Source organism: Variovorax sp. JS1663, from assembly GCF_002157355.1.
GTDB lineage: Bacteria > Pseudomonadota > Gammaproteobacteria > Burkholderiales > Burkholderiaceae_C > Variovorax.
In genome coordinates, this window is sequence record NZ_LYMK01000009.1 from 72,707 (window position 1) to 95,429 (window position 22,723).

The 22,723-nt window shown below is 69.2% G+C and carries 22 protein-coding genes; 10 read left to right on the plus strand and 12 right to left on the minus strand.

Going from position 1 to position 22,723, the window contains the following annotated elements; genetic code table 11:
* Positions 1–10: 10 nt before the first annotated feature.
* The 4 genes from A8M77_RS10110 to A8M77_RS10125 form a co-directional block, all read right to left on the minus strand.
* Entirely contained in the window at positions 11–1,012 is a 1,002-nt protein-coding gene (locus A8M77_RS10110; RefSeq protein ID WP_086921429.1) for a Bug family tripartite tricarboxylate transporter substrate binding protein, read from the minus strand.
* Positions 1,009–1,512 (minus strand): nuclear transport factor 2 family protein, encoded by a 504-nt coding sequence (locus tag A8M77_RS10115; protein WP_158100905.1) that lies wholly within the window; start codon positions 1,510–1,512, stop codon positions 1,009–1,011. The genes A8M77_RS10110 and A8M77_RS10115 overlap by 4 nt, the downstream gene beginning before the upstream one ends.
* A gap of 92 nt (positions 1,513–1,604) precedes the next feature.
* The gene (locus tag A8M77_RS10120) at positions 1,605–3,041 is read right to left on the minus strand and encodes an amidohydrolase family protein (protein ID WP_272947432.1); all 1,437 of its coding nucleotides are present in this window, start codon (positions 3,039–3,041) and stop codon (positions 1,605–1,607) included.
* Positions 3,042–3,063: 22 nt separating this feature from the next.
* Positions 3,064–4,062, minus strand: a complete 999-nt coding sequence (locus A8M77_RS10125) for a Bug family tripartite tricarboxylate transporter substrate binding protein (RefSeq protein ID WP_158100906.1) — start codon at positions 4,060–4,062, stop codon at positions 3,064–3,066.
* A 112-nt stretch (positions 4,063–4,174) separates the two neighbouring features.
* Here A8M77_RS10125 and A8M77_RS10130 point away from each other — a divergent pair, with 112 nt between their 5' ends.
* The gene (locus A8M77_RS10130; RefSeq protein WP_158100907.1) at positions 4,175–5,062 is read left to right on the plus strand and encodes a LysR family transcriptional regulator; all 888 of its coding nucleotides are present in this window, start codon (positions 4,175–4,177) and stop codon (positions 5,060–5,062) included.
* A 25-nt stretch (positions 5,063–5,087) separates the two neighbouring features.
* Here A8M77_RS10130 and A8M77_RS10135 read toward each other — a convergent pair whose 3' ends face one another.
* A complete protein-coding gene (locus tag A8M77_RS10135) occupies positions 5,088–5,882 on the minus strand; it encodes an MHYT domain-containing protein (RefSeq protein ID WP_086921433.1) in 795 nt (264 codons plus the stop codon).
* Positions 5,883–6,167: 285 nt separating this feature from the next.
* Between A8M77_RS10135 and A8M77_RS37415 the strand changes: the two genes are divergently transcribed.
* The 5 genes from A8M77_RS37415 to A8M77_RS10160 all read left to right on the plus strand — a co-directional run bounded on the left by A8M77_RS37415 (position 6,168) and on the right by A8M77_RS10160 (position 11,381).
* Positions 6,168–6,512: a carotenoid oxygenase family protein gene (locus tag A8M77_RS37415; RefSeq protein WP_443270884.1), complete on the plus strand. Its 345-nt coding sequence runs from the start codon at positions 6,168–6,170 to the stop codon at positions 6,510–6,512.
* A 158-nt stretch (positions 6,513–6,670) separates the two neighbouring features.
* Positions 6,671–7,474 carry an SDR family NAD(P)-dependent oxidoreductase gene (locus A8M77_RS10145; protein ID WP_086921435.1) on the plus strand — a complete coding sequence of 268 codons (804 nt, stop codon included), beginning with the start codon at positions 6,671–6,673 and terminating at the stop codon, positions 7,472–7,474.
* Between the two features lie 19 nt (positions 7,475–7,493).
* Complete coding sequence (locus A8M77_RS10150; protein ID WP_086921436.1) at positions 7,494–8,636, plus strand: DUF5938 domain-containing protein; 1,143 nt, start codon at positions 7,494–7,496, stop codon at positions 8,634–8,636.
* Positions 8,637–8,649: 13 nt separating this feature from the next.
* The gene (locus tag A8M77_RS10155) at positions 8,650–10,200 is read left to right on the plus strand and encodes an AMP-binding protein (RefSeq protein ID WP_086921437.1); all 1,551 of its coding nucleotides are present in this window, start codon (positions 8,650–8,652) and stop codon (positions 10,198–10,200) included.
* On the plus strand, positions 10,197–11,381 hold the full coding sequence (locus A8M77_RS10160; RefSeq protein ID WP_086921438.1) for a lipid-transfer protein: 1,185 nt from the start codon (positions 10,197–10,199) through the stop codon (positions 11,379–11,381). Before A8M77_RS10155 ends, A8M77_RS10160 begins: the two co-directional genes overlap by 4 nt.
* A 210-nt stretch (positions 11,382–11,591) precedes the next feature.
* Here A8M77_RS10160 and A8M77_RS10165 read toward each other — a convergent pair whose 3' ends face one another.
* Complete coding sequence (locus tag A8M77_RS10165) at positions 11,592–12,407, minus strand: isocitrate lyase/PEP mutase family protein (protein WP_086921439.1); 816 nt, start codon at positions 12,405–12,407, stop codon at positions 11,592–11,594.
* Between the two features lie 98 nt (positions 12,408–12,505).
* On the opposite strand from A8M77_RS10165, the gene A8M77_RS10170 reads away from it, so the two are divergent.
* Complete coding sequence (locus A8M77_RS10170) at positions 12,506–12,709, plus strand: hypothetical protein (protein ID WP_086921440.1); 204 nt, start codon at positions 12,506–12,508, stop codon at positions 12,707–12,709.
* Positions 12,710–12,728: 19 nt separating this feature from the next.
* On the opposite strand, the gene A8M77_RS10175 is transcribed toward A8M77_RS10170, so the two are convergent.
* Together A8M77_RS10175 and A8M77_RS10180 are read right to left on the minus strand one after the other, a co-directional pair.
* Entirely contained in the window at positions 12,729–14,498 is a 1,770-nt protein-coding gene (locus A8M77_RS10175; protein ID WP_238136772.1) for an ATP-binding response regulator, read from the minus strand.
* Positions 14,499–14,546: 48 nt separating this feature from the next.
* Positions 14,547–15,158 carry a response regulator gene (locus tag A8M77_RS10180; protein WP_086921442.1) on the minus strand — a complete coding sequence of 204 codons (612 nt, stop codon included), beginning with the start codon at positions 15,156–15,158 and terminating at the stop codon, positions 14,547–14,549.
* A 161-nt stretch (positions 15,159–15,319) separates the two neighbouring features.
* Between A8M77_RS10180 and A8M77_RS10185 the strand changes: the two genes are divergently transcribed.
* Positions 15,320–15,595, plus strand: a complete 276-nt coding sequence (locus tag A8M77_RS10185) for a hypothetical protein (RefSeq protein WP_086921443.1) — start codon at positions 15,320–15,322, stop codon at positions 15,593–15,595.
* Between the two features lie 24 nt (positions 15,596–15,619).
* Here A8M77_RS10185 and A8M77_RS10190 read toward each other — a convergent pair whose 3' ends face one another.
* Positions 15,620–16,534, minus strand: coding sequence for a LysR family transcriptional regulator (locus A8M77_RS10190; RefSeq protein ID WP_086921444.1), 915 nt, complete (start codon positions 16,532–16,534; stop codon positions 15,620–15,622).
* 93 nt (positions 16,535–16,627) lie between these two features.
* Between A8M77_RS10190 and A8M77_RS10195 the strand changes: the two genes are divergently transcribed.
* Both A8M77_RS10195 and A8M77_RS10200 read left to right on the plus strand, forming a co-directional pair.
* Positions 16,628–17,614 (plus strand): Bug family tripartite tricarboxylate transporter substrate binding protein, encoded by a 987-nt coding sequence (locus tag A8M77_RS10195; protein ID WP_086921445.1) that lies wholly within the window; start codon positions 16,628–16,630, stop codon positions 17,612–17,614.
* A 1-nt stretch (position 17,615) separates the two neighbouring features.
* The gene (locus A8M77_RS10200; RefSeq protein ID WP_086921446.1) at positions 17,616–19,262 is read left to right on the plus strand and encodes an FAD-dependent oxidoreductase; all 1,647 of its coding nucleotides are present in this window, start codon (positions 17,616–17,618) and stop codon (positions 19,260–19,262) included.
* Between the two features lies 1 nt (position 19,263).
* On the opposite strand, the gene phaP is transcribed toward A8M77_RS10200, so the two are convergent.
* Genes phaP through A8M77_RS10215 form a run of 3 tightly spaced genes read right to left on the minus strand, consistent with a single transcriptional unit; the run spans position 19,264 to position 22,709 of the window.
* Positions 19,264–19,710, minus strand: coding sequence for a phasin family protein (gene phaP / locus A8M77_RS10205; protein WP_202820617.1), 447 nt, complete (start codon positions 19,708–19,710; stop codon positions 19,264–19,266).
* Between the two features lie 47 nt (positions 19,711–19,757).
* Positions 19,758–21,080, minus strand: coding sequence for an MFS transporter (locus A8M77_RS10210; protein ID WP_086921447.1), 1,323 nt, complete (start codon positions 21,078–21,080; stop codon positions 19,758–19,760).
* Between the two features lie 30 nt (positions 21,081–21,110).
* Complete coding sequence (locus A8M77_RS10215; protein WP_086921448.1) at positions 21,111–22,709, minus strand: WS/DGAT/MGAT family O-acyltransferase; 1,599 nt, start codon at positions 22,707–22,709, stop codon at positions 21,111–21,113.
* Positions 22,710–22,723 lie beyond the last annotated feature (14 nt).

Consider the following 22,723-nt stretch of genomic DNA (forward strand, 5'->3'; position numbering starts at 1 on the left):
CGGAGCCGCCCTACTCCGGCACGACGCCGGCGGCGCGGATCAGGCGGGTCATCAGCGGGAAGTCCTTTCGCAGTTGCGTGGCGAACGCCTCCGGCGTGGAGCCGACGGATTCCATGCTCAAGTCGCGGAGGGTGCGGCGCACCTCCGGTGTGGACAAGGCGCCGACCAGCGCCTGCTGCAACTTCCGCACGACCGCTTCAGGCGTCTGCGCGGGGGCGGCGAGGCCGATCCAGGGGGACATGCGAACCAGGGGGTCCGCCATCCCCTGCTCGGCGAAGGTCGGCACGTCGGGGGCGAGCGGGTCCCGCCGTTCACCCGTCACGGCCACCAGCTTCACCTGCCCTTTCTGCGCATAGCCGGCGGCCACGGCTGTGCCCAGGAAGGCGATATCGATGTTGCCGCCCAGCAAGTCCTGCAGTGCAGGCGCGGCGCCGCGATAGGGCACATGCACCAGCGGTGCGCCGGCACGCAGGCCGAGTGCCTCGCCGATCAGGTGCGGATAAGTGGCCGGCCCCCAGGATCCGTAGCTGACCTTGCCGGGGTTGTCCCCGATGCTCTTCAGCACGTCCGGCAAGCCCGCGGCGGACTGCATGCCGGGCCGCACCATCATCGCCACGCCGTAACGCGCCAGGAGCGACACCGGCGCAAAGTCGCGCAGCGGGTCGTAGGGCATCTTCTTGACGACCCCCGTGACGTTGATGAAGACGTCCGAGTTGGCAAAGAGCAGCGTATGGCCGTCCGCGGGCGCACGCGCGACTTCCGCACTGCCGATGGTGCCGCTGGCGCCGGGCTTGTTGTCGACGACGACCGGCTGCCCGACCGACTCGCTGAGCGACTGCGCGATCCGGCGGCCGAGGACGTCGGTCGGCCCGCCCGCGGGAAACGGGATCACCAGCCGGATCGGCTTGTTCGGGAACGGCACCTGCTGGGCGTTGGCCAGCGGAAGGCTCGACGCGACGCACGCAAGAATGCAGAAGGCGAGCTTCGCGGTCGCCCTGGATCGGATGTTCATGTTGTCTCCGGTGATGGGACCAGACCCGTGGCCGGCCGCGAGCGGCCGGGCCAGTCGTCCTCGATGAAAGTCACGCGCAGCAGAATGCGCCAGCGGCCATCGAGGCCTCGCTGCATCTTGTCCACGTACCGGCCCATTCCCCACACGAAGGACTTGCCGCCATCGCCCGCATCGATGCGGAACATGTAGCTCACGACATCCGCCGTGTCCCCGTGCACGTCGACTGCGCTGTTGAGCACCAGGTGCTTGTGGTACTTGTCGGGCGCATGGCTATGCGTGGTCGCGAACTCCCGGGTTCCCGCAACGCCCTGCCACCGATTGACGGTGCCGTCCGGGCGGCGGGTCTCGCGAACCGCATCCTCCGTGAAGCAGTCCATCAAGCGCTCGACGTCGCCGTAGTCGAGGGCGTGGCCATACTGCATCAGCGTATCGAGGATCGCGTTGCGGTCCTCCAGCGCCTGCACGCGGGCCTTGAGCGCTGCAAAATCGTCCTGGGACATTCTTGACTCCATGGAAATGTTGGGCAGTACGCGCCGCGCCTTGGCGGCATGAGCGCCGGCGGAACGGTCTTGAGCAGGGCGCGCCCGCCTCGCTAGTCCGTGATTTCGATCCGGAAGCCCTGCGCCCAACGAGCGCGAATGGGCTGCTCCGGGATGAGCGAGAAGCGCCGGCGGATGTTGTCTTTCGAGCGCTCCAGCGCTGCGCGAACCGTGGGCCAGTCGATGCCGACCAGGCGGCCATCACGCTTGACGACACGGCCGTCGACCATCACCGTGTCGACCAGGCTGGAGTGCCCGTAGCTCACGATCGCCGCGTAGGGGTCCCACATGGGAGCCAGGCCCAGGGCATCGGTCCGCAGCAGCAGCAGGTCCGCTTTCTTTCCCACTGCGAGGCTGCCCGTGATACCCCCGAGCCCGATCGCCTCGGCCGCGCGCACGGTGGCGATTTCCAGCACCTTCTTCTGGTGGACCTTGCGGGTCATCTTGCGGGGGTTCTTCAACGACCGCTCCAGCCGCCACACGTTCAGCAGGGCCCGCATCTGCCCGAACATGTCGCCGCCGAAGTCGATGGTCGCGTCGATGCCGAGGCTCGACTGCCCACCCATCGCCGTGAACCGGTCGACAACGGGATAGGCGCCGTAGGTCATCTCGATCTCGATGGCGGAGCTGATCGACGCGCCGCCGTCGATGATCATCCGGAGCTCCTCGTCGGCGAGATGGTTGCCATGGACGAACAGCAGGTCCGGGCACATCTCGCCGGCTCGGTGCAACTCCCGCACCACATTGAGCGGCTCGCGAGCGCTCATGCCGACATGGATGCTGATGCGCGCCGGATGCAAGGTCCGGGCCCAGCGCAGTTCCTCCAGCATGGATGCCGATTCGGGCAGCGTTTCGAACTCGCGCGAAGCGATGCCGAAACGAACCCGCGCCGAATCGTCGGCGAAGTACTTCTCACGGATGCGCGTGGCATTGCGCTGGTGCCACGCGTCGAGCGGGCCGTTGACGTCTCGAAGCAGGCCGGGGAGGTCCTGCGCCGGCCGTCCCGGCTGGTATGCCAGGTTGCGGTAGGTGCCGTAGCAATAGATGCCGCGGATGCCGGACCGCAGGAAGCCGGTTGCCAGGGCGTCCGAGTGCGCCTCCGACAACTGCAGATGCGAGTGATCGACCAGCGTCGTGATGCCGGAATCCAGCGCTTCCAGCGCGCCGACCCAGTTCGCCAGTTCGGCATCCTCGGGCTCGTAGCTGACGCAATACATGCCTCGGATGTACGTCATGTAGTCGAGCAGGTTCCAGTCGGTCCTCACACCGTGCAGAGGTGTCTGCCACGTGTGGCGGTGGGTGTCGACGAAGCCCGGACACATCACCATGCCCGCTCCGTCGACGACCTCTGCGTCGTCGACCGTCAGTGCCGGCGCGATAGCCGCGATGCGATCGCCTTCGACGAGGAGATCGCCCACCGGCATGTCCGCCGACTTGCCGTCCATCGTGAGGATGGTGGCGCCCTTGAACAGGATGCGCTGCTGGTTCACGTTCGTGCGAACTCGCGACGGGCTACCTGGCGGCGGCGCGCAGGTTGCCCTTCTGCACGACGTCTTTCCACTTCGCCATGTCCTTGGCGACCATGCTGCCCAGCGCGGCGGGCGTTCCGCCCACCGGGATGTAGCCGTTGGCCTTCAGCACGGCCAGCAACTCCGGAGACGAGAGCGACTTGTTGATCGCGCCATTCAACTTGGCGATGGCCTCCGGGGGCGTTCCGGACGGCGCGAAGATGGCGAACCAGCTGTTGCCCTCCAGGTTCTCCACACCTTGCGAAACGAAGGTGGCGGCTTCCGGCACGAAGGTCCATCGCTCGTTGCCAGTGACCGCGATCGGCCGCAACTTGCCTGACTCGACGAAGGGCTTGAGCCCGGCCGCATCGAAGGTCATGTCGACCTGACCGGCGGCCACCGCGGTCGCTGCCGGTGGTGTTCCCTGGAAAGGCACGTGGAGCAGGTCGAGCCGGGTCTGCAGCTTGAAAAGCTCGGCCATCAGGTGGTAGCCGCTGCCCTCGCCTGCACTGGCATAGGACAACTGCCGTCCCGCGGTTCGGGCGTACTCGCGCAATTCCTTGATGTCGTGGATCGGGAGGGAACTGCTGACCGCGAGCATCGCGGGAGAGTCGGCCACGTAGGCCACGGGTGCGAAGTCCTTGATGGGGTCGTACTGCAGGGAAGGTTCCCACGCAGCCGCCACGCTGAAGTTGGCGATGGTTCCGAGGTAGATGGTGTAGCCGTCCGCGGGCGACTTCGCCGCAACGGCGGTGCCGATCTTCCCGGCCGCACCGGCCCGGTTGTCGACGATAACAGGCTGCCCCAGCTGCTTTCCCAGTTCCACGCCCAGCGCCCGGCCCAGGACGTCGGTGCTTCCGCCCGCAGGCCAGGGCACGATCAGGCGGATCGGCTTGTTGGGATAGGGCTGTGCCTGGGCGCCGGCGGAAAAAAGCCCCGTGGCGGTCCAGACGATGGCGGCGGTCAGCGCGGACGTGAGTCTGCGTCGTGTCGGATGTCTCATGTTTCGGCTCCTTGCCGCTGTTGTGAGTCGAATCCTAGGCAGCGCAGGCATGTCAGTAAAATTAATTCTTTGCTTTCTGTAAGTAGCAAAAGTGATCAACGTATCGACCCGCGTGCTTCGCGCGCTGATTGCGCTGGACGAGCTTCGGCACTTCTCGCTGGCCGCGGAACGCTGCAACGTGACGCAGTCGGCGTTCAGCCAGATGATCGCGAAGCTGGAAACCGAGGTTGGCCTGCGCCTGGTGGATCGGGACAGGCGCCGGGTCAGCCTGACGGGCGACGGCGAACGCCTGGTCGCCTCGGCGCGGCGGGTGGTCGGCGAGCTCGACGAGATCGGGGCCGACCTGCGCGACCGCGCCAGCATGGGCAAGGGACGCGTCGCCATCGCGACTTCACCTCCCTTCGCGGCGCACTGGCTGCCGCCATTGATTGCGCAGTTCCGCGCCAGGTACCCGGGCATCCGTGTCGAGCTGTTCGACCACCTGCCTCCACGATGCATGGAACTGGTTCGCGAGCGGCAGGCGGATTTCGCTATCCTCAGCGCGCCCGGGCCGCTGGCGGGCCTGCAATACCGCGTGCTGCTGCAGGAGTCGTTCGTGCTCGCGTGCCCCGCCGGCCACCAGCTCGCTTCACGCAAGCGGGTCGGCTTGCGCGACCTCGACGGCGCGCGCTTGATCCGCTACGCCCGCTCGGGCAGCATCGGCCAGCACCTGGAATACGCGATGCGCGGCATCACGGTGGAGGACGCGATGGAAGTGGAGCACTTGCCGACGGTGGCCGGCCTGGTCGCCGCAGGACTCGGGGTCAGCGTGGTGCCAAGGATCGCCGTGCCGTTCTTCGACGCGACGAAAGTGGCCCTCGTGCCGGTGGTCTCACCGGGTCTGGAACGCCCCATCCATCTCGTGTGGCAGACCTCGCGCGTGCTCGGTCCCGCGGCGCAGGCTTTCGTCGATCTGCTGGAGTCGCACTTGCCGCGCCAGAAGCGGGCGAGAGCAGATTGAAGGCTCGAGCGCCATGGCGATCAGTTCACGACCGCGGAGGGCTGGGTGGCGCCTGCGTGGCACGCCGCCCCTTGGCGATCACGTTGTCGAGCCAGTCGTCGATCTCGATCCTGCTGAAGATGAAGATCAGCGCCACGGACGCCGTGTTGAAGACCACCAGCCCCATGTTGCCATCCCTCATCAGGTAGGAGGCCGCCGGCGCCACGCTCGTGCAGACCATGGTGGCAGCCCCCATGCCGGTGTAGTGCATCGCGCAGACGGCCACGCCCATCACGGCGGCCGCGATGAACTGGTGCGCCAGCTCCGTGAGGTTGAAGGCCAGCCATAGCGCCGTCGCCGCCGCGCCGATGGCGATCGCGACGGAGGCGGTCACCATGAGCCAATCGAAATCCATGCTCGCGCGCATGTTCATGGCGAACATGCCGATGTAGTGCATCACGCACACGCCGATGCCTGCCAGCAGGCTGCCGGCCAACCAGCCGCCGCGCGTGAAGCGCCTGCCGCCGGCCAGGTACAGGGCAATGCCCGAGAGCGCGATCGCGGCGACCAGCGACAGGACCGTGAGCGGCACGTCGTACGCGACCGTCACGGGCAGCCGGTAGGCCACCATGCCGATGAAATGCATGGACCAGATGCCGATGCCGCCCAGCGCCACCGCGCCACCGGCCAGCATGGAGAGGTCGAGCGAGCCGTCGCGGCGCACCAGCTTGTGGGCACACAGCAAGGCCAGCAACGAGCCGAAGAAGGAGATCACATACGAGAGCGCGACGGCGCCGGCGTCATAGCGCGGAGACAGCAGTTGGCCGACGACGGGATCCATGGCTTCCTTGGGTGAACCGGATGATCGTACGGTCCAAGCCCAAGGCGGCAGGAATTCAGCGGCGACCTCCCCGCTAGGAAATGTGCACTTTTTGGCGTCTGGTCACCCGCCTCGCAGCAGCGCCGCCACCTGAGGACCTGGGCGCCGCCGGCCGAGGCCCAGTGCACGATCTGCTCGACGGTCACCGCGTCGGCCCCGGTCTCGCCCTCGCCTTCCGGTCTCGGCCGGGCCTGCGCGCCGGCGTGGGCGCGGTGCAGCAGCCAGGCGAAGTGCAGCTCGCTGATCATATCGGCCGCCTACGTCGGGCGCAGCGCTGGCCGATCCTCAAGCCTTCCGGGCTGGGATCAGCTCGTCGCCTTCGATGTGGATACGGGGCGCAAGACTGAGTACAACTTTGGTGACCGGTGGTGCATCGAAGAACACATCTATGTCCGGACCTCCGGCACGGGGCCTGCCTCATGGATCGTCGGCACCGGCTTGGACATGGAGCGCCGGCAGACCGCCCTGATGGTTTTTTCGGCGGCCGACATTGCGGGTGGCCCCATTGCACTGGCCTACCTGCCCCGTGCCTTGCCCTTCGGTCTGCCCGGAATATTCGCACCGGCATCAGCAACAACGTCACAGCGCTAGACATCAAGGTCGGTCGATCGGCCAGCAGGGAGTCGTCCAAACCGCCGATCGCGGCCTCGTTTGACGTTCGCCCAAACTTTTCTTGACAGACGTCAAGGCGATTTCTAGCATTTATGCGGACGTCTTGACAGTCGTCCAAAACATAAAGGAGACAAGGCATGAATGGAATGGACCTGACCGGCCGCAAGGCCCTGGTCACCGGTGGCGCGCGCGGCATCGGTGCAGGCATCGCCCAGGCGCTGGCAGCGGCCGGCGCCGCCGTCATGATCGGAGACGTGCTCGCCCCGCTGGGCCGCGAGACCGCTGCCGGCATCGCCGCGGGCGGCGCCAAGGCCGGCTTCGTGCCGCTGGACGTCACGCTCGACGGCGACTGGGACGCCGCGGTCGCCGCCACGGTGGAGGAGCTGGGCGGCTTCGATCTCCTGGTCAACAACGCCGGCATCGAGATCACGGCGCTCGTAGCCGACATCGATGCGGCCGACCTGCGCCGCATGCTCGACGTGAACATCGTCGGCACCGCACTGGGCATGAAGCACGCGTTTCGCGCGATGCGCCCGCAAGGCCAGGCGGGAAAGGGCGGCACCGTGGTCAACATCGCCTCGGTGGCCGCCACCATCGCCTTCCCGGGCATCGCCGGCTACTCGGCCACCAAGTCGGCGGTCGACCGCCTGACGCGCGTGGGCGCGATGGAGGCCGGCAAGCTCGGCTACGGCGTGCGCGTCAACTGCATCTACCCGGGCCTGGTGCCCACCGAGATGGGCCAGAAGCTGGCGGGCGACGTCGTCACCGCCGGCCTGTTCGCCTCGCCCGAGGCCGCCATCGGCGAGGTGATCGGACAGACGCCGCTGGGCCGCCTCGGCGAGGTTCGCGACATGGCGGACGCGGTGGTCTTCCTCAGCAGCGACGCCTCCCGCTTCATCACCGGCACCGGCCTGGCGGTCGATGGCGGCATGGGCATGTGAAACCCGAAAGGAACGCACCATGAGCAAGAGCAGCAGCAAGAAGAAGCCCGTCGTGGTCTACGGCGCCAGCGGCTACACCGGCCGCCTCGTGTGCGAGTACCTGCGCGAGTACGGCGTCCCGTTCATCGCCGCCGGCCGCAGCAAGGAGAAGCTCGACGCGGCGATGAGGGCGAACGTGCCGGGCATCGAGACCGCCGACTACGAGGTGGTGGAGGTCCCGCACACCACCGCGGCGCTGACCGAGCTGTTCCGCGGCGCCTCCGTGGTCCTCAACACGGTCGGCCCCTTCGCCCGCTTCGGGCCGGAGGTGGTGCAGGCCTGCCTGGCCGCGAAGTGCCACTATACCGACACGACCGGCGAGCAGGACTGGCTGATCACGCTCGACCAGGAGTACGGCGAGCAGTTCGAAAAGGCAGGCCTCCTGCTGTCGCCCGGCCTGGCCCAGATGTACACCACCGGCGAGATCGCGGCCCAGCTGTGCCTGGAGACGCCGGGCCTGGACACGCTGGACATCGCCGTGTTCTGGGGCGGCAGCCCCACCATCGCGTCGACCCAGACCATCCTGGTGAACGCGGCGACCTCCAAGGCCTTCCACCTGCAGCAGAACCAGTACGTGGAATGGCAGCCCGATGCGGGCCTGTACCACCTGGCCATCCCGGGGCAGCACGAGACCGCGCTGGCGCTGCCCTGGGGCGGCACCTCGCACCCGGTGTGGTTCAAGCGCGATCCGCGCGTGGCCAACGTCAAGGTGCTGGGCGGCGTGTTCAACAAGCCGCTGATGCTGGGCGTGCCGCAGATCGTGGCGGCCGCGCTGGAAGCCACCAAGAACATGAACCCGGATGAGCGCTACGCCGCGCTCGCGCAGACCGCCGCCGGCGTGATGAACACGATGCCGCCGCGCGAGAACCCGCGCATCAACAAGTCGGTGGACTCGGTCCATGCCTCGGGTCCGCTGGGACGCGCGCACTGCGTGATCTACGGCAACTGCAATTACAAGCAGACCGGGCTGCTGCAGGCCCATGCCGCCGCTTCGCTGCTGCAGCAGGCGCCGCGGCGCGCCGGCTTCGCCAGCGGCTGCCAGGCCTTCGGCCACCACGAGCTGCTCGGGGTGCTGCGCAGCTTCGGCCTGGTGCAGGCGCCGGTGCTCACGGTGCATGCCTGACCAGGCGCCCGCCATGCGCCTCGTCGACTACCTCGACAAGGGGGGCCAACTGGGGCCCGCTGCGCCGTGCCTGGTCATGGGCGATGCCGTGATGAGCTACGCCGAGGTGCAGCGCATCAGCCACCGCGTCGGCCGGGCACTGCAGCGCGCCGGCATCGGGCCGGGCGACAAGGTGGCGGTGCTCAGCAGCAACGACGCGACCGCCTTCGCCTGCGTATTCGGCATCTCGCGCGCGGCCGGCGTGTGGTGCCCGATCAACCCGCGCAACGAGGCCGGCGAGAACCGCTACGTGCTCGACCGCTTCGACTGCGCCTGCCTGATCTTCCACAGCGCCTACGCGCCGATGGTGGAGCAGATGCGTGCCGGCCTGCCCCAGATCCGGCAGTGGGTGTGCCTCGACCAGGCGCTGCCCTTCGCGCCATCGCTCGCGCAGTGGCTGGAAGGCGTGTCCGACGCACCGCTCGCGGTCGCACCGGCGGACGACCTGGCCATGATCGCCGGCACCGGCGGCACCACCGGCCAGCCCAAGGGCGTGATGCTGTCCGGCGGCAACCTGGAGTCGATGTCGGCCCTGACGCTGATGGGCTATCCCTTCGAGGGCCGGCCGGGCTACCTCGCGCTCGCGCCGCTCACGCACGCGGCCGGCGTGCTGTGCCTGCCGGTGATGGCGCTCGGCGGCCGCATCGTGATCATGCCCAGGCCGGACCTGGGCGAGTTTCTCGCGCTGATCGAGCGGCACCGCATCACCCACACCTTCCTGCCGCCGACGCTGATCTACATGCTGCTGGCGCACGAGCAGCTGGCCGGCACGCGGCTGGATTCGCTGCAGTGCTTCTGGTACGGCGCCGCGCCGATCTCCCCAGCGCGCCTGGAGGAGGCCCTGACGAAGATCGGCCCGGTGATGGCGCAGCTGTTCGGCCAGACCGAGGCGCCGATGATGATCTCCATGATGGCGCCGAAGGAGCACTTCCTCCCCGACGGCAGCGTGGCGCGGGCCCGCCTGGCCTCCGCCGGCCGGCCCGGGCCGCTGGTGCAGGTGGCCACGATGAACGCCGGCGGCGAGCTGCTCGCCACCGGCGAGACCGGCGAGATCGTGGTGCGCGGCTCGCTGGTCATGATGGGCTACTACAAGGACGCCGAAGCCACCGCCGAGGCCGGCCGTCACGGCTGGCACCACACCGGCGACATCGGCCGGCTCGACGAGGACGGCTACCTCTACATCGTCGACCGCGCCAAGGACATGATCATCACCGGCGGCTTCAACGTCTACTCGGTGGAGGTCGAGCAGGCGCTGATGCAGCACCCCGGCGTGCAGGATGGCGCGGTGATCGGCCTGCCCGACGAGAAATGGGGCGAGCGCGTGGTGGCCGTGGTGCAGCCGCGCGCCGGCCATGCGCTCGACCCGGACGAGGTGCAGGCCTTCGTCAAGGCCCGCATCGGCAGCGTGAAGGCGCCCAAGCAGATCGAGCTCTGGCCCGACCTGCCGCGCTCCAAGGTGGGCAAGGTGCTCAAGAAGGACATCCGTGCCGAGCTACTTCAGCGCATGGAAGCCAAGCCATCATGAGCACGCACGCGTACGTCGCCGGCGTCGGCATGATCCCGTTCACCAAGCCGGGCGCCGCCGCGCCCTACCCGCAGATGGGCGCCGAGGCCGCGCGGCTGGCACTGGCCGACGCGGGCATCGGCTACGCGCAGGTGCAGCAGGCCTACGTGGGCTACGTCTACGGCGACTCCACCGCTGGCCAGCGCACGCTGTACGAGGTGGGCATGACGGGCATCCCGGTGGTCAACGTCAACAACAACTGCGCGACCGGCTCCACCGCGCTGTTCCTCGCACGGCAGGCCATCGAGTGCGGCGCGGCCGACTGCGTGCTGGCGCTGGGCTTCGAGCAGATGAATCCCGGCGCACTGGGCACGGTGTTCGACGACCGGCCCAGTCCCTTCGATCTCTTCGACCGCGAGGTCGACGCGCTGGTCGGCATGCCGGAGCTGCCGCTGGCGCTGCGCTACTTCGGCGGCGCGGGCCTGGCGCACATGCAGCGCCACGGCACACCGCTGTCGGCCTTCGCCAAGGTGCGGGCCAAGGCCAGCCGGCATGCGGCCCGCAACCCGCTGGCGCTGCTGCGCAAGGAACTGAGCGAGGCCGACGTGCTGGACGCGCCCACGCTCTGGCCCGGCGTCCTCACGCGCCTGATGGCCTGCCCGCCCACCTGCGGCGCCGCAGCGGCCCTGCTGGTGTCGGAGCGCTTCGCCCGCACCCATGGCTTGCCCACCGGCGTGCGCATCGCGGCCCAGGCCATGACCACCGACACGCCCGACAGCCTGGAGAGCCACGACATGCTGCGCGTGGTGGGGTACGGCATGAGCCAGGCGGCCGCACGCCAGGTCTACGAGCAGGCCGGCATCGGGCCGGAGGACCTGGACGTGGTCGAGCTGCACGACTGCTTCGCGCACAATGAGCTGATCAGCTACGAGGCGCTGGGCTTGTGCCCGGAAGGCGGCGCCACCGCCTTCATCGAGGCCGGCGACAACAGCTACGGCGGCAAGGTGGTCACCAATCCCTCGGGCGGGCTGCTGTCCAAGGGGCACCCGCTGGGCGCGACCGGGCTGGCGCAGTGCTACGAGCTCACCCACCAGCTGCGGCACAGCGCGCAGGAGCGGCAGGTGGAGGGCGCGCGCATCGCCCTGCAGCACAACCTGGGACTGGGCGGCGCCTGCGTCGTGACGCTGTACGAGCGGGCTTGATGCTTCCGGCGAGGGCGCCGATGCGCTTCGTCAGTGATAGTCGTCTTCGCGCTGATGGCGAATCGCCGAAACGACGACCTCTCGATCACTGGAAGCGCGGTCGCGTTGTCGATGTACCGCAAGCCGGTCATCGAGTCGCCGCTGATTGCCATGCAACATGGGTGCGCCTCCGACAGTCAACTCTTCAGCGCGAGGCTTTCCTGTGCAACGTCAGCGCATCAGCCCGTTGAGCTCCGCACCCGGGGCCGCATCGGCAAAGCCGTCGAAGCGCCCTTCCTGCAGCGTGCGCGCCGCGCGCATGAAGCCGCCCCAGGCAGCGCGCGCCAGCGCGCCGCCCACGCTGACGCGACGCACGCCCATCGCGGCAATGTCCTGCAGCGTGAACTCGCTGGTGGCGCCGACCAGCAGGTTGACGGGCTTGGGCGCCACCGCGGCGACCACGGCCTCGATCTGCTCGCGCGTGCGGATGCCCGGCGCATAGAGGCAGTCGGCGCCGGCCTCGGCATAGGCGCGCAGGCGTGCGATCGCGTCGTCGAGGTCGGGGCGGCCGACGAAGAAGTTCTCGGCCCGGCCGATCAGGAGCGTATCGCCGCCCTCCTGGTCGATGGCCGCGCGCGCGGCACGCATGCGCGCGACGGCCACGTCGATGTCGAACAGCGGATGCGCCGGATCGCCGGTCGAATCCTCGATCGACAGCCCGGCCACGCCGGTGTCGATGGCCATGCGCACGCTCTGCGCCACGCCCTGCGGGTCGCTGGCGAAGCCGCTCTCGAAATCCGCGTTCACCGGCAGATCGGTGGCGGCGGCCAGCTCGCGCAGGTGGGCCAGCACCGCCTCGCGCGACAGCGCGCCGTCGGCATGGCCGCGCGACCAGGCGAAGCCCGAGCTGGTGGTGGCCAGGGCCTGGAAGCCCAGGCTGTGCAGGTAGCGTGCACTGCCCACGTCCCAGGGATTGGGCAGCAGAAAACAGCCCTGGACATGCAGCGCGCGGAAGGTGGCGCGTTTCTCGGCGACGGAACGGGTCATGGGAACCTCGGCGGGTGGTGAAGGGCTGCGAAAAGAGCCCAGGGCCGGGTTATAGAGCAGCGACGCTGCGGCCGGGCGGGGTGCTGCAAAATAGGCGGATGAAATGGCTTGCGTCCCTCCCCCTTGCCCTGGCCATCGCTGGCTGTGGCGTGCCTCCCAACCAGGTGGTGCCGATGCGCGACGGCACCCTGCGCGCCACCACCTACGTCGAGGCCACGGATCATTGCGCGGAGAAGGGGACCACCGCCCGGATGCTCGGCAAAGCCCCGGCCGAAAAGGGCGTGCTGTTCCGCTGCGAGTAGGGCCTGTCCAGGCCCTCGCTCAAGCCCGCCGCATGTCGAGCGGCGCGAAAGAGGAATCGAGCTCGCGCCCACTCAGCACCGCCGTCATCGCGCGGTACAGCTGGCTCGGCAGCACCGGCTTGTGCAGCAGCGGCACGCCGGTCGCGCGCGCTTCGCGCAGTCGCTGCGGCGCGGTGTCGCCGGTGATCAGCAGGGCCGGCAGGTCGGCGCCGAATTCCGCGCGCAGCGCCGCGATGGCTTCGGCCCCGGTGCGCAGTTCGCGCAGCCGGTAGTCGCTGATCACCAGGTCCGGCGGCCGGGCGCGTGCCAAGGCCTGGGCCTCCTCGATCGAATCGGCCGCGTCGCAGGCGCAGCCCCATGCCGTCAGCAGCTGGCGCATGCCGGTGCGCACCGATTCGTCGTCGTCGATCACCAGCACATGCAGGTCGAACACCCGCGCCGGGCCGGGCACCATGCGGGCGCCCTCTTCTTCCGCCACGCCGGCACGCTCCGCGGACAGGGCCAGCCGGAACACGCTGCCGCGCCCGGGCACCGACGACAGCGACAGCGTCTGCCCCAGCGCCTTGGCCAGCCCCTGCGCGATGGCCAGGCCCAGGCCCAGGCCCTTGCGCCGGTCACGCTCCGCGTTGCCGAGCTGGTGGAACTCCCGGAAGATCGCGTCGTGTTGCCCCGGCTCGATGCCGATGCCCGTGTCCCACACCTCCAGCAGCACCTGGTCCCCGCGCGCGCGACAAGCGACCAGCACGCCACCCTCCTCGGTGTAGCGGATCGCGTTGGACACCAGGTTGCGCAGGATCAACGCCACCAGCGCCGGATCGGAGCGCACCGCCGCGTGGGTCTCGCGCGAGCGGTAGACGATGCCCTTGGCGTCGGCCTGCGGCGCGAGTTCGTTCTCGATCTTGTTGAGCAGGGGCTGCAGCGCGAACACCTGCATCTGCGGCTCGACCACGCCGGCCTCGATGCGGGAGAAATCCAGCAGCGTGTCGAGCATCTCGGCCGAGGCCTGCCAGGTGGCGCGCGCATTGGCCAGGGCATCGTATTGGTCGGCCGAGAGCTTGCTGCGCGCCAGCACCTCCAGGAACAGGCCCTGCGCATGGATGGGCTGACGCAGGTCGTGGCTGGCGGCGGCGAGGAACTTGGACTTGGCGAGGTTGGCCTCTTCGGCGGCACGGTGAGCGGCCTGCGCATGCTCGGTCTCGACCCGCAGGCGCTCGATCAGCTCGTGGTTCTCGAAGCGCAGGCCGATCGCGCGCCGCGCCGCGCGTGATCCGTTGCGCGCCTGGCCCAACAGCGCGGCGGTGTAGAGCACCGCGGCCACCGCCAGGCCGTTGTAGGCCGGATCGTCCATGGTCCACAGCTTGGCGCCCAGCACGATCAGCTCGGCCGTGCCGAACACCACGAAGACCGGAAAGATCGGCGCCAGCGAGGACATCGAGCTGCCCGCCACGCCCGCCAGCACCGCCACCACCAGCACGCTGCCGGCCACGGTGGTGGTGCCGAGCGCGGCCCAGGCCAGCGCGCCCCAGAGCGCGCCGTCGATCACGTTGACGACCATCTTGCGCCGCAGCAGCCGGCGCGCGTCCTCGGGGCTGATCTCCATGGCCAGCAGACGCTGGGCGTCCCAGGCCAGGTACAGCTTCATCAGGATGGTGAGGCCGGCCCACGCGCGGATGGCAAGCGCGTTGGCCTCGTTCGACAGCACCCACACGAGCAGCAGCGCCAGCAGGATGGTCGGGATGACCGAGCTGCCGATGTTGCCCAGCTGCAGCCGCAGCTGTTCCACCAGCATCCGGTCTTCAGGCTGGCGGGGCCGCGAGACCATCAATCGATCAGTCAGTCAGGCCACGAGGCCGCGCTGCCGGGCCGCGAAGCCGGCCTCGGAGCGGCTGGAGACCTGCAATGCCGCGAGCACCGCCTGCACGTGGCCGCGCACCGTGTTCTCCGACAGGTTGAGCCGTCGGCCGATGAGCTTGTTCGACAGGCCCTGGCACATCAGGTCCAGCACCTCGCTCTGGCGCGGCGTCAGCAGCGACGCGTCCGCGCCCCCCGCCAGCGCATGGGCGGCATCGCCGGCGACCGGCAGGCCCTGGCGCAGTTGGCCGATCACGCCGAGGATGCGGTCGGCCGGATCGGCCTTGGAAACGAAGGCGGCGGCGCCACGCTCCAGCGCCATGCGCACCTTCTGCGGCGAGACGTCCGAGGACAGGATCACCACCGCCGCATCGGGCCACTTGCGCTTGACCAGCGCGATGCCCTCCAGGCCGTTGAGCCCGTGCAGCTGGATGTCCAGCAGCACCAGCGCCGGCTCCTGCAGGGGGGTGCGCATCGCCTCCTCCAGCGAGGCGGCTTCCGCCACCTCCAGCCCGGGGATGCCGGCATCCAGCACCATGCGCAGGCCGCAGCGGAACAGCGCGTGATCGTCGATGAGGAGGAGGCGGGGCGGCAGCATGGGGCAGGCAGGCGGAGAGGCGGAGCGAAATCGTGCCCAGGCATTCTGCCCAAGTGGGCCCACCGCGCGGTCGGTCCAAATGGACTATTTACGTAGGAAGGCCCTGCGGCGACCATCGCTGCACCAACAATTTCACGCTCGCTGCCCCTTTCATCGTCGACATGAAGCCCCTGGTCGAAATCCAACGCGTCGGACCGAACGCCTTCACCTACCGCATCAGCGCCTTCGTCGCCGGTGCGGAGGAGGCGGGCGACAGCGGCACCTTCGACTCGCTCGCCCACTGCCTGTTCGACGCGGGCGCCTCCCTGGGCAACTACTTCTCGAGCGTGGAGCTCAACGTCGACGGACTGTTCGTCGGCGCCTACGCCGTCGACGCCCTGTGCCGCCATTCCAAGCGGGTGGCACAGCGCATCCTGCAGCACTACCAGCCGGCCTGAAGCCAGGGCCGTCAAGGCACTAGCTCACCCTTCCTTCAGCGCCCGCCGCAGCGTTTCGATGAAGCTGCGGCTCGCCGCCGACAGCGAACGCCCGCGCTTGGTGACCACGAAGATATCGCGCGACACGCGCGGCGCCGCCAGGCTGCGCACCACCAGCGAGGCATCGCCCGAAGCGCGCGCGAAGGCCGAGGGCATGATCGAGGGCCCCATGCCGCTGGCCGTCATCCACAGCGCGGTGGACAGGAAAGACACCTCGTTGACCACGTTGAGCACCACCCCGGCCTGCGCGGCCGTCGCGTCGATCAGCGGCCGGATGCCGTAGCCCGGCCGCACCGTGATCAGCGGTTGCCCAGCCAGTTCGGGCCAGCGCACCGGCTTCGCGCTGGCTGCCAGCGCATGGCCGCGCGCGCACACCAGGCTCAGGTGGTCGCGCATCAGGGTCTGCGTGTCCACCTCGGCACCCGGGCGCTCGGGCGTGCCGATGCCGAAGTCCACGTGCTCGCCGATGATGCGCGAGACGAACTGGTCGGGCGCGCAGTCGTCCACCACCACCCGCACCTGCGGATGGGCCTCGCCGAAGCGGCGGATCGCAGCCGGCATGAGGAAGGAGGCGAGCGTGGGCGTGATCGCCAGGCAGACGCGCCCGCGCTGCAGCTGCGACAGCTCGCGGAAATCGGCCGACAGCGAATCGACGTCGCGCAGGATGCGCTCGGCCGCCGGCAGCATCTCGTTGGCCGCGGCGGTGGGCTGCAGCGAGCGGGTGGTGCGGTCGAACAGGCGCGTGCCCAGGCCCTCCTCGAGCTGGCGGATCAGCATGCTCACCGCCGACTGCGTGACGTACAGCTTCTCCGCCGCCGCGCTGAGCTTGCGCAGTTGGTAGACGGCAAGGAAGGCGCGCAGCTGCCGGATGGTGGGGCTGAACTTCGGAAGCGGATTCATCAGGTCAGATCATATTTCGTTCGGAATTTATTGATTTACGAATGAATGGCGCTGCCGTCCAATCCGTTCCAGGAGACATCACGAGGAACATCGATGAAGACATTCGCCCGTGCCCTGGGCCTTCTGGCCGCCACCGGCTTGCTCACCGCCCCCGGGCTCGTGTCGGCCCAGGCACCTGACCCCTTTCCCGCCAAGCCGATCCGCATGATCGTGACCTTCCCACCGGGCGGCAGCGCCGACGCGGTGGTGCGCATGCTGGTGCCGCGGCTGGGCGAGAAGCTGGGCCAGCCGGTGGTGGTGGACAACCGCCCCGGCGCCGGCGGCAACGTGGGGCTGCAGGCGGTGGCCAGGTCGCCGGGCGACGGCTACACGCTGGGCGTCGGCGCGGCCGGCGCGCTGTCGGCCAACAGCAGCCTCTATGCGCAGATGCCCTTCGATCCGATCAAGGACTTCAGGCCGGTGGGCATGCTGGCCGCCATCCCCTTCGTGATCGTGGGCCACCCCTCGCTGGAGGCCAGGACATTGCCGCAGCTCATCGCCATGGCCCGCGCGCAGCCGGGCAAGCTTTCGATCGGCCATGGCGGCAACGGCACGGCCATGCACCTGTCATCCGCGCTCTTCGCCCAGATGGCGCAGCTGAAGCTGGTGGAGGTGCCCTACCGCGGCTCCGGCCCGGCGGCGGTGGACACGATGGCTGGCCAGGTGCCGCTGGCGGTGGTGGACCTGCCTTCTTCGCTACAGCAGATCAAGGCCGGCAAGCTGACCGCCTTCGCCGTCACCAGCCCGCAGCGCCTGCCCATGCTGCCCGAGGTGCCCACCGTGGCCGAGGCCGGCCTGCCCGGCTACGACGCGGTCGGCTGGTTCGGCGTGGTGGCGCCGGCCGACACGCCGGCGCCGATCGTCACGCGCCTCAACGCCGAGATCACGGCCGCGCTGCGCGACGAGCACATCCAGGCGGCCATGCGCAACCTGGGCGTGGAGCCTGCCCCCGGCACGCCCCAGGCCTTCGAGGACTACATCCGGAGCGAAACCAAGAAATGGTCGCAAGTCATCAAGACCGCCAACATCAAATTGGAATGACATGAACGAGGAATTGAACGCAGACGTCCTGGTGGTGGGCGCCGGCCCTGTCGGCCTGACGCTGGCCATGGACCTGGCCTCGCGCGGCGTGCAGGTGCTGGTGGCCGAGACGCGCCGCTACGCCGAGCCGCCCAACGTCAAGTGCAACCACGTGTCGGCGCGCAGCATGGAGGTGTTCCGGCGTCTGGGCGTGGCGCAGCAGCTGCGCGATGCGGGCCTGCCGGCCGACCATCCGAACGATGTGGTGTTCCGCACCAGCGTGACCGGCATCGAGCTCACGCGCATCCCGATCCCCTGCCGGCGCGACCGCTACACCGAGACCGAGGGCCCCGACGCCTGGTGGCCGACGCCGGAGCCGCCGCACCGCATCAACCAGCTGTTCCTGGAGCCGATCCTGCTCGAGCACGCGGCGGCGCAGCCGAACATCCGGCTGCTCAACCGCACGCAGGTGACGGACTTCGAGCAGGACGCGAAGGGCGTCAGCGCCAACGCCGTCCCCCTCGACGGCGGCGAAGCACGCCGCATCCGCTGCCGCTACCTGGTGGGCTGCGACGGCGGCGCCTCCGGCGTGCGCAAGCGCATGGGTGCGACGCTGGAAGGCACCGCCGTGATCCAGCGCGTGCAGTCCACCTACATCCGCGCCCCCGGGCTGCGCGCCCTGATCCCGGGCAAGCCCGCCTGGTCCTACTACTCGGTGAATCCGCGCCGCTGCGGCACGATGTTCGCGATCGACGGCCACGAGACCTGGCTGGTGCACAACCACCTGAACGCCGAGGAGCCGGAATTCGATTCGGTGGACCGCGACCGCTCGATCCGCGAGATCCTCGGCGTGGGCGACGACTTCCGCTACGAGGTGATCAGCAAGGAAGACTGGGTGGGCCGCCGCCTGGTGGCCGACCGCTTCCGCGACCGCCGCGTCTTCATCGCCGGCGACGCGGCGCACCTGTGGGTGCCCTACGCGGGCTACGGCATGAACGCCGGCATCGCCGATGCGGTCAACCTGGGCTGGCTGCTCTCGGCCTGCGTGCAGGGCTGGGCCGGCGAACGCATCCTCGACGCCTACGAGGCCGAGCGGCAGCCCATCACCGAGCAGGTCTCGCACTTTGCGATGGACCATGCGCAGAAGATGATCCGCGCGCGCCGCGCCGTGCCGCCGGACATCGAGGCCCCGGGCCCCGAGGGCGAGGCGCTGCGCGCCGAGGTCGGCCACGAGGCCTACGAGCTCAACGTGCAGCAGTTCTGCTGCGCCGGCCTGAACTTCGGCTACTACTACACAGGCTCGCCGATCATCCCCCCGGACGAGGAGGCGCCACCGCCCTACACCATGGGCGGCTTCACGCCCTCTACCGTGCCGGGCTGCCGCGCGCCGCACCTGTGGCTGCCGGACGGGCGCTCGCTCTACGACGCCTTCGGGCCCGGCTACACGCTGCTGCGCTTCGACCGCCGCGTCGACACGGCCGCGCTGGAGAACGCCGCGCGCGCGGTCCGCATGCCGCTCGTGGTGCTCGACGTGGAAGCGCCAGACCTGCCGCGCGCCTACCGGCACCGCCTGGTGCTGTGCCGGGCCGACCAGCACGTGGCCTGGCGCGGCGACCGCCTGCCGTCCGACGCGGGCGCGCTGGTGGCGACGCTGCGCGGCGCCGGCTAGCCTACTTCGGCTGCAGCAGCTTCTGCAGGTTCGCCATGTTCTCCTGCAGCCGGTCCTGCACCACCTTCCAGGCGTTGTTGCGCGTCTGCGCTTCCATCTCGGCCAGTTCGCGGAAGTTGGCCATCGCCTGCTCGATCCCGCGCTGGGCCGCCTCGGACTGCTTCGACATCGCGTCCGGGCTGGCCACGCTGCCGAGCGCCTGCTGCCATTGCGCCAGCGTGTCGCGCAGGATCTCGCCGCGGCGCTGCGCCAGCGCCTGGATGCCTTCGTAGGCCTGCCGGTTGGCCTCGGCCAGCGCCTCCATGTCCTTGCGCTGCCATTCCATCAGCGCACCGACGTCGACACCGGGCAGCTTGTATTGCTCGATCAGCTTGCCGAGGTCTTCCAGCGACGGCATGCCCGCAGGGATGAATGCCGAGGTGTCGGCCGCCTTCTTGTCAGTCGCCATGTGATGTCTCCTGGAGGTGAACGGAATGGTGATGGTAGATCGGGCCGTCAGGCTGCCGCCAGCCGCGGGCTGCCCACGGTCGCCGGCCGGATGACGCCCATGAGGATGATGCCGGACAGCAGCCACAGCGCCATGGTCAGGTACATGCTGTTGTCCGAGTTACCGCTGCTGCTGGTGACCCAGCTGGTGAGCAGCGGCGTGATCGCCGGCCCCAGGTTGCCCAGGCTGCTGATCAGGGCGATACCGCCGGCGGCCGATTTCCTCGGCAGGTACTCGCTGATGGCGGCGAAGAAGATCGGCGTGTTGGCCGACTGGCCGATGGCCATGATGGCCAGCCCCGCGAGCCCCAGCACCATGTTGCCCTTGGCGAAGACCGCGAACAGCAGGCCCACCGCGGCGAGCGCAACGCAGAAGAAGAAGTGCTTGCGGCGCTCCAGGTGCCGGTCCGAACTGCGTCCCACGAACACCATGCCGATGGCGCCGACCACCGCGGGAATGGCGGACAGCAGCCCGATCGTGAACACGTCGGCGATTCCCCAGCTCTTGATCAGCGTCGGCATGAAGAACACCAGCGTGTAGTTGGCGCCCAGGAACAGGAAGTACACGAAGGCCATCGTGAACACCTTCGGGTCGCGCAGCAGCGCCCAGAAGGAGCCGTGCGACGCGGTCTCGACGGCGTGGGCGTCGTTGTCGATGTGGTCACGCAGCGCCGCCTTCTCGGCCGGCGAGAGCCAGTTCGCCTGCTCGGGCTTGTCCTTCAGGTAAAGGAAGGCAACGATGCCCAGCACGGAGGCCGGCAGCCCCTGCACCACGAACAGCCACTGCCAGCCGTGGTGGCCGCCCAGGCCGTCCATGTACTTCATGATCGCGCCCGAGAGCGGGCCGGCGAGCAGGTAGCCGATCGCGGTGGCCGTCATGAAGATCGAGATGACCTTGCAGCGCCGCGCCGACGGATACCAGTAGGTGAGGTACAGGATGATGCCGGGGAAGAAGCCGGCCTCGAAGGCGCCGAGCAGGAAGCGCAGCACATAGAACTGCGTCGTCGTCTGCACGAACATCATCGCCGAGGCCACCAGACCCCAGCAGAACATGATGCGCAGCAGCGTCTTGCGCGCGCCGATCTTCTCCAGCATCAGGTTGCTCGGCACCTCGAACAGGAAGTAGCCGATGAAGAAGATGCCCGCGCCCAGGGCATAGGCCTCGTTGCTGAAGGCCAGCGTCTGCTTCATCTGCAGCTGCGCGAAGCCGATGTTGATGCGGTCGATGAAGGCGACGATGTAGCAGATGATCAAGAGCGGCAGCAGGTGCCAGCTGACCTTGGAGAACAGCGCCTCGTCTTCGGCGGTGTAGCGGGCCTGGGCAGGGTTCATGGGTCTTGTCTCCTTCTGGGGGTACGGGCTTCAGGCGCGCCGGGCGGACGCGCTGGCGCGCTTCGCCGCGGCGGCCGGACGACGTGCCGGTGCGCGCGTCCGGGCGGCAGGCGCGGGCTCGGCGGGGCGCGCCTTCCTGCGTGGGGTCTTCGCGGCCGGGGCCTGGACCGGCGCAGCGGCCGGCGCCGGTTGCGGCGATTCGGCGGCCGCATCGCCGACGCCCGGCAGCTGCCGGATCTCCTCGAGCGCGGCGCGCAGGTGGCCTATCAGCTCGTACGACTCCTCCTGCGACAGGATGCGCCGGCAGGCGGTGAGGCCGAAGTCCAGCGAGCCCGCGTAGCTCTGCACCGTGATGTTCAGCGCGTTGCCGTGGTAGGGGATCGACACCGGGTAGAAGTGCGTCATCCGCGCGCCGCACACGTACAGCGGCATCGCCGGGCCCGGCACGTTGGAGATCAGCACATTGGCCACCGGCGGCAGCCGGCGCGCCAACTGCGAGCGGCCGTACAGCGAGGCCAGGCTGGTCATCAGCCAGGGCGAGCCGGTGACCGGCAGGTCCACGCCGAGCACCGGCCGCAACTCGCGCACCACCGCCTTGGCCGCCTCGGACGAAGCATGGATCGCCTTGAAGCGCTCGGCCGGATCGTCGATGTCGGTGGCCAGGTCCACCCGCACCATCGAGACCTGGTTGTTCATCGCGTCGTCGCCCTCGGCGCGCAGGCTCACCGGCACGCCGGCGATCAGGGCCGCCTTGGGCAAGAGGTTGCGCTCCTTCATGAAGCGGCGCAGCGCGCCGCTGCACATCGCCATCACGATGGTGTTGACGGTGCCGCCGACGCGCCTGCCCAGCGCCTTCATCTCGTCGAAAGGCAGCGACATCGTGCTGTACGAGCGCTGGTTGGTGATCGAGTCGTTGAACATCGTCTTGGGTGCGAGGCCGAGGTTCAGCGCCCGCTCGCCGCTGCCCTTGCGCTGCCCGGCCAGCACGCTGCCGGCGGCGGTGAGCGCGCGCGCCGCGGTGGGCAGCAGTTCGGCGAGCTTCCGGTACTGGCGCGCCGAATTGGCCACCGCCGCCTGCAGCAGCTCGGCCACCCCGAGCTGGTAGCCGACCGCACCCGGCCTGCGCCGCGGCGGTGGCACCTCGCGCACCTGCGGCGAGACGTCATACAGCACCTTGGCCAGCTCGGTGCCGGCCTTGCCGTCCACGCCGCTGTGGTGGGCCTTGGTGTAGAAGGCGATCCCGCCGTCCTCCAGCCCCTCGATCACGTACATCTCCCACAGCGGGCGGCTGCGGTCCAGCAGGCTCGAGTGCAGGCGCCCGATCAGCTGGTGCAGCTGCGCCATCGTGCCGGGGCGGCGCAGCGTGAGGCTGCGCACGTGGTAGTCCAGGTCGATGTCGTCGTCCTCGATCCACACCGGCTCGGCCAGCTCGAAGGGCATCGGCGCCAGCTTGCGCGTGAGCACCGTCGCCAGGTGCACCCGCTTGCCGATCATCGCCTTCACGTCCTCGTAGTAGTCGCCCTGGTAGCCCTTCGGGAGCTCCAGCAGCATCAGGCTGCCGACGTGCATCGGCGTCTCGGGCGTCTCGAAGTGCAGGAACGAGGCGTCCAGGCTGCTCAGGTGGTCCATGGTGATGGCCTTCG

What these genes read in the sequence shown, in the direction of transcription:
- A8M77_RS10110 (WP_086921429.1), bottom strand. Translation starts at nt 1,012, where the DNA reads ATGAACATCCGATCCAGGGCGACCGCGAAGCTCGCCTTCTGCATTCTT.
- A8M77_RS10115 (WP_158100905.1), bottom strand. Translation starts at nt 1,512, where the DNA reads ATGTCCCAGGACGATTTTGCAGCGCTCAAGGCCCGCGTGCAGGCGCTG.
- A8M77_RS10125 (WP_158100906.1), bottom strand. Translation starts at nt 4,062, where the DNA reads ATGAGACATCCGACACGACGCAGACTCACGTCCGCGCTGACCGCCGCC.
- A8M77_RS10135 (WP_086921433.1), bottom strand. Translation starts at nt 5,882, where the DNA reads ATGGATCCCGTCGTCGGCCAACTGCTGTCTCCGCGCTATGACGCCGGC.
- A8M77_RS10145 (WP_086921435.1), top strand. Translation starts at nt 6,671, where the DNA reads ATGAATGGAATGGACCTGACCGGCCGCAAGGCCCTGGTCACCGGTGGC.
- A8M77_RS10150 (WP_086921436.1), top strand. Translation starts at nt 7,494, where the DNA reads ATGAGCAAGAGCAGCAGCAAGAAGAAGCCCGTCGTGGTCTACGGCGCC.
- A8M77_RS10155 (WP_086921437.1), top strand. Translation starts at nt 8,650, where the DNA reads ATGCGCCTCGTCGACTACCTCGACAAGGGGGGCCAACTGGGGCCCGCT.
- A8M77_RS10160 (WP_086921438.1), top strand. Translation starts at nt 10,197, where the DNA reads ATGAGCACGCACGCGTACGTCGCCGGCGTCGGCATGATCCCGTTCACC.
- A8M77_RS10165 (WP_086921439.1), bottom strand. Translation starts at nt 12,407, where the DNA reads ATGACCCGTTCCGTCGCCGAGAAACGCGCCACCTTCCGCGCGCTGCAT.
- A8M77_RS10170 (WP_086921440.1), top strand. Translation starts at nt 12,506, where the DNA reads ATGAAATGGCTTGCGTCCCTCCCCCTTGCCCTGGCCATCGCTGGCTGT.
- A8M77_RS10175 (WP_238136772.1), bottom strand. Translation starts at nt 14,498, where the DNA reads ATGCTGGTGGAACAGCTGCGGCTGCAGCTGGGCAACATCGGCAGCTCG.
- A8M77_RS10180 (WP_086921442.1), bottom strand. Translation starts at nt 15,158, where the DNA reads ATGCTGCCGCCCCGCCTCCTCCTCATCGACGATCACGCGCTGTTCCGC.
- A8M77_RS10185 (WP_086921443.1), top strand. Translation starts at nt 15,320, where the DNA reads ATGAAGCCCCTGGTCGAAATCCAACGCGTCGGACCGAACGCCTTCACC.
- A8M77_RS10190 (WP_086921444.1), bottom strand. Translation starts at nt 16,534, where the DNA reads ATGAATCCGCTTCCGAAGTTCAGCCCCACCATCCGGCAGCTGCGCGCC.
- A8M77_RS10195 (WP_086921445.1), top strand. Translation starts at nt 16,628, where the DNA reads ATGAAGACATTCGCCCGTGCCCTGGGCCTTCTGGCCGCCACCGGCTTG.
- A8M77_RS10200 (WP_086921446.1), top strand. Translation starts at nt 17,616, where the DNA reads ATGAACGAGGAATTGAACGCAGACGTCCTGGTGGTGGGCGCCGGCCCT.
- phaP (WP_202820617.1), bottom strand. Translation starts at nt 19,710, where the DNA reads ATGGCGACTGACAAGAAGGCGGCCGACACCTCGGCATTCATCCCTGCG.
- A8M77_RS10210 (WP_086921447.1), bottom strand. Translation starts at nt 21,080, where the DNA reads ATGAACCCTGCCCAGGCCCGCTACACCGCCGAAGACGAGGCGCTGTTC.
- A8M77_RS10215 (WP_086921448.1), bottom strand. Translation starts at nt 22,709, where the DNA reads ATGGACCACCTGAGCAGCCTGGACGCCTCGTTCCTGCACTTCGAGACG.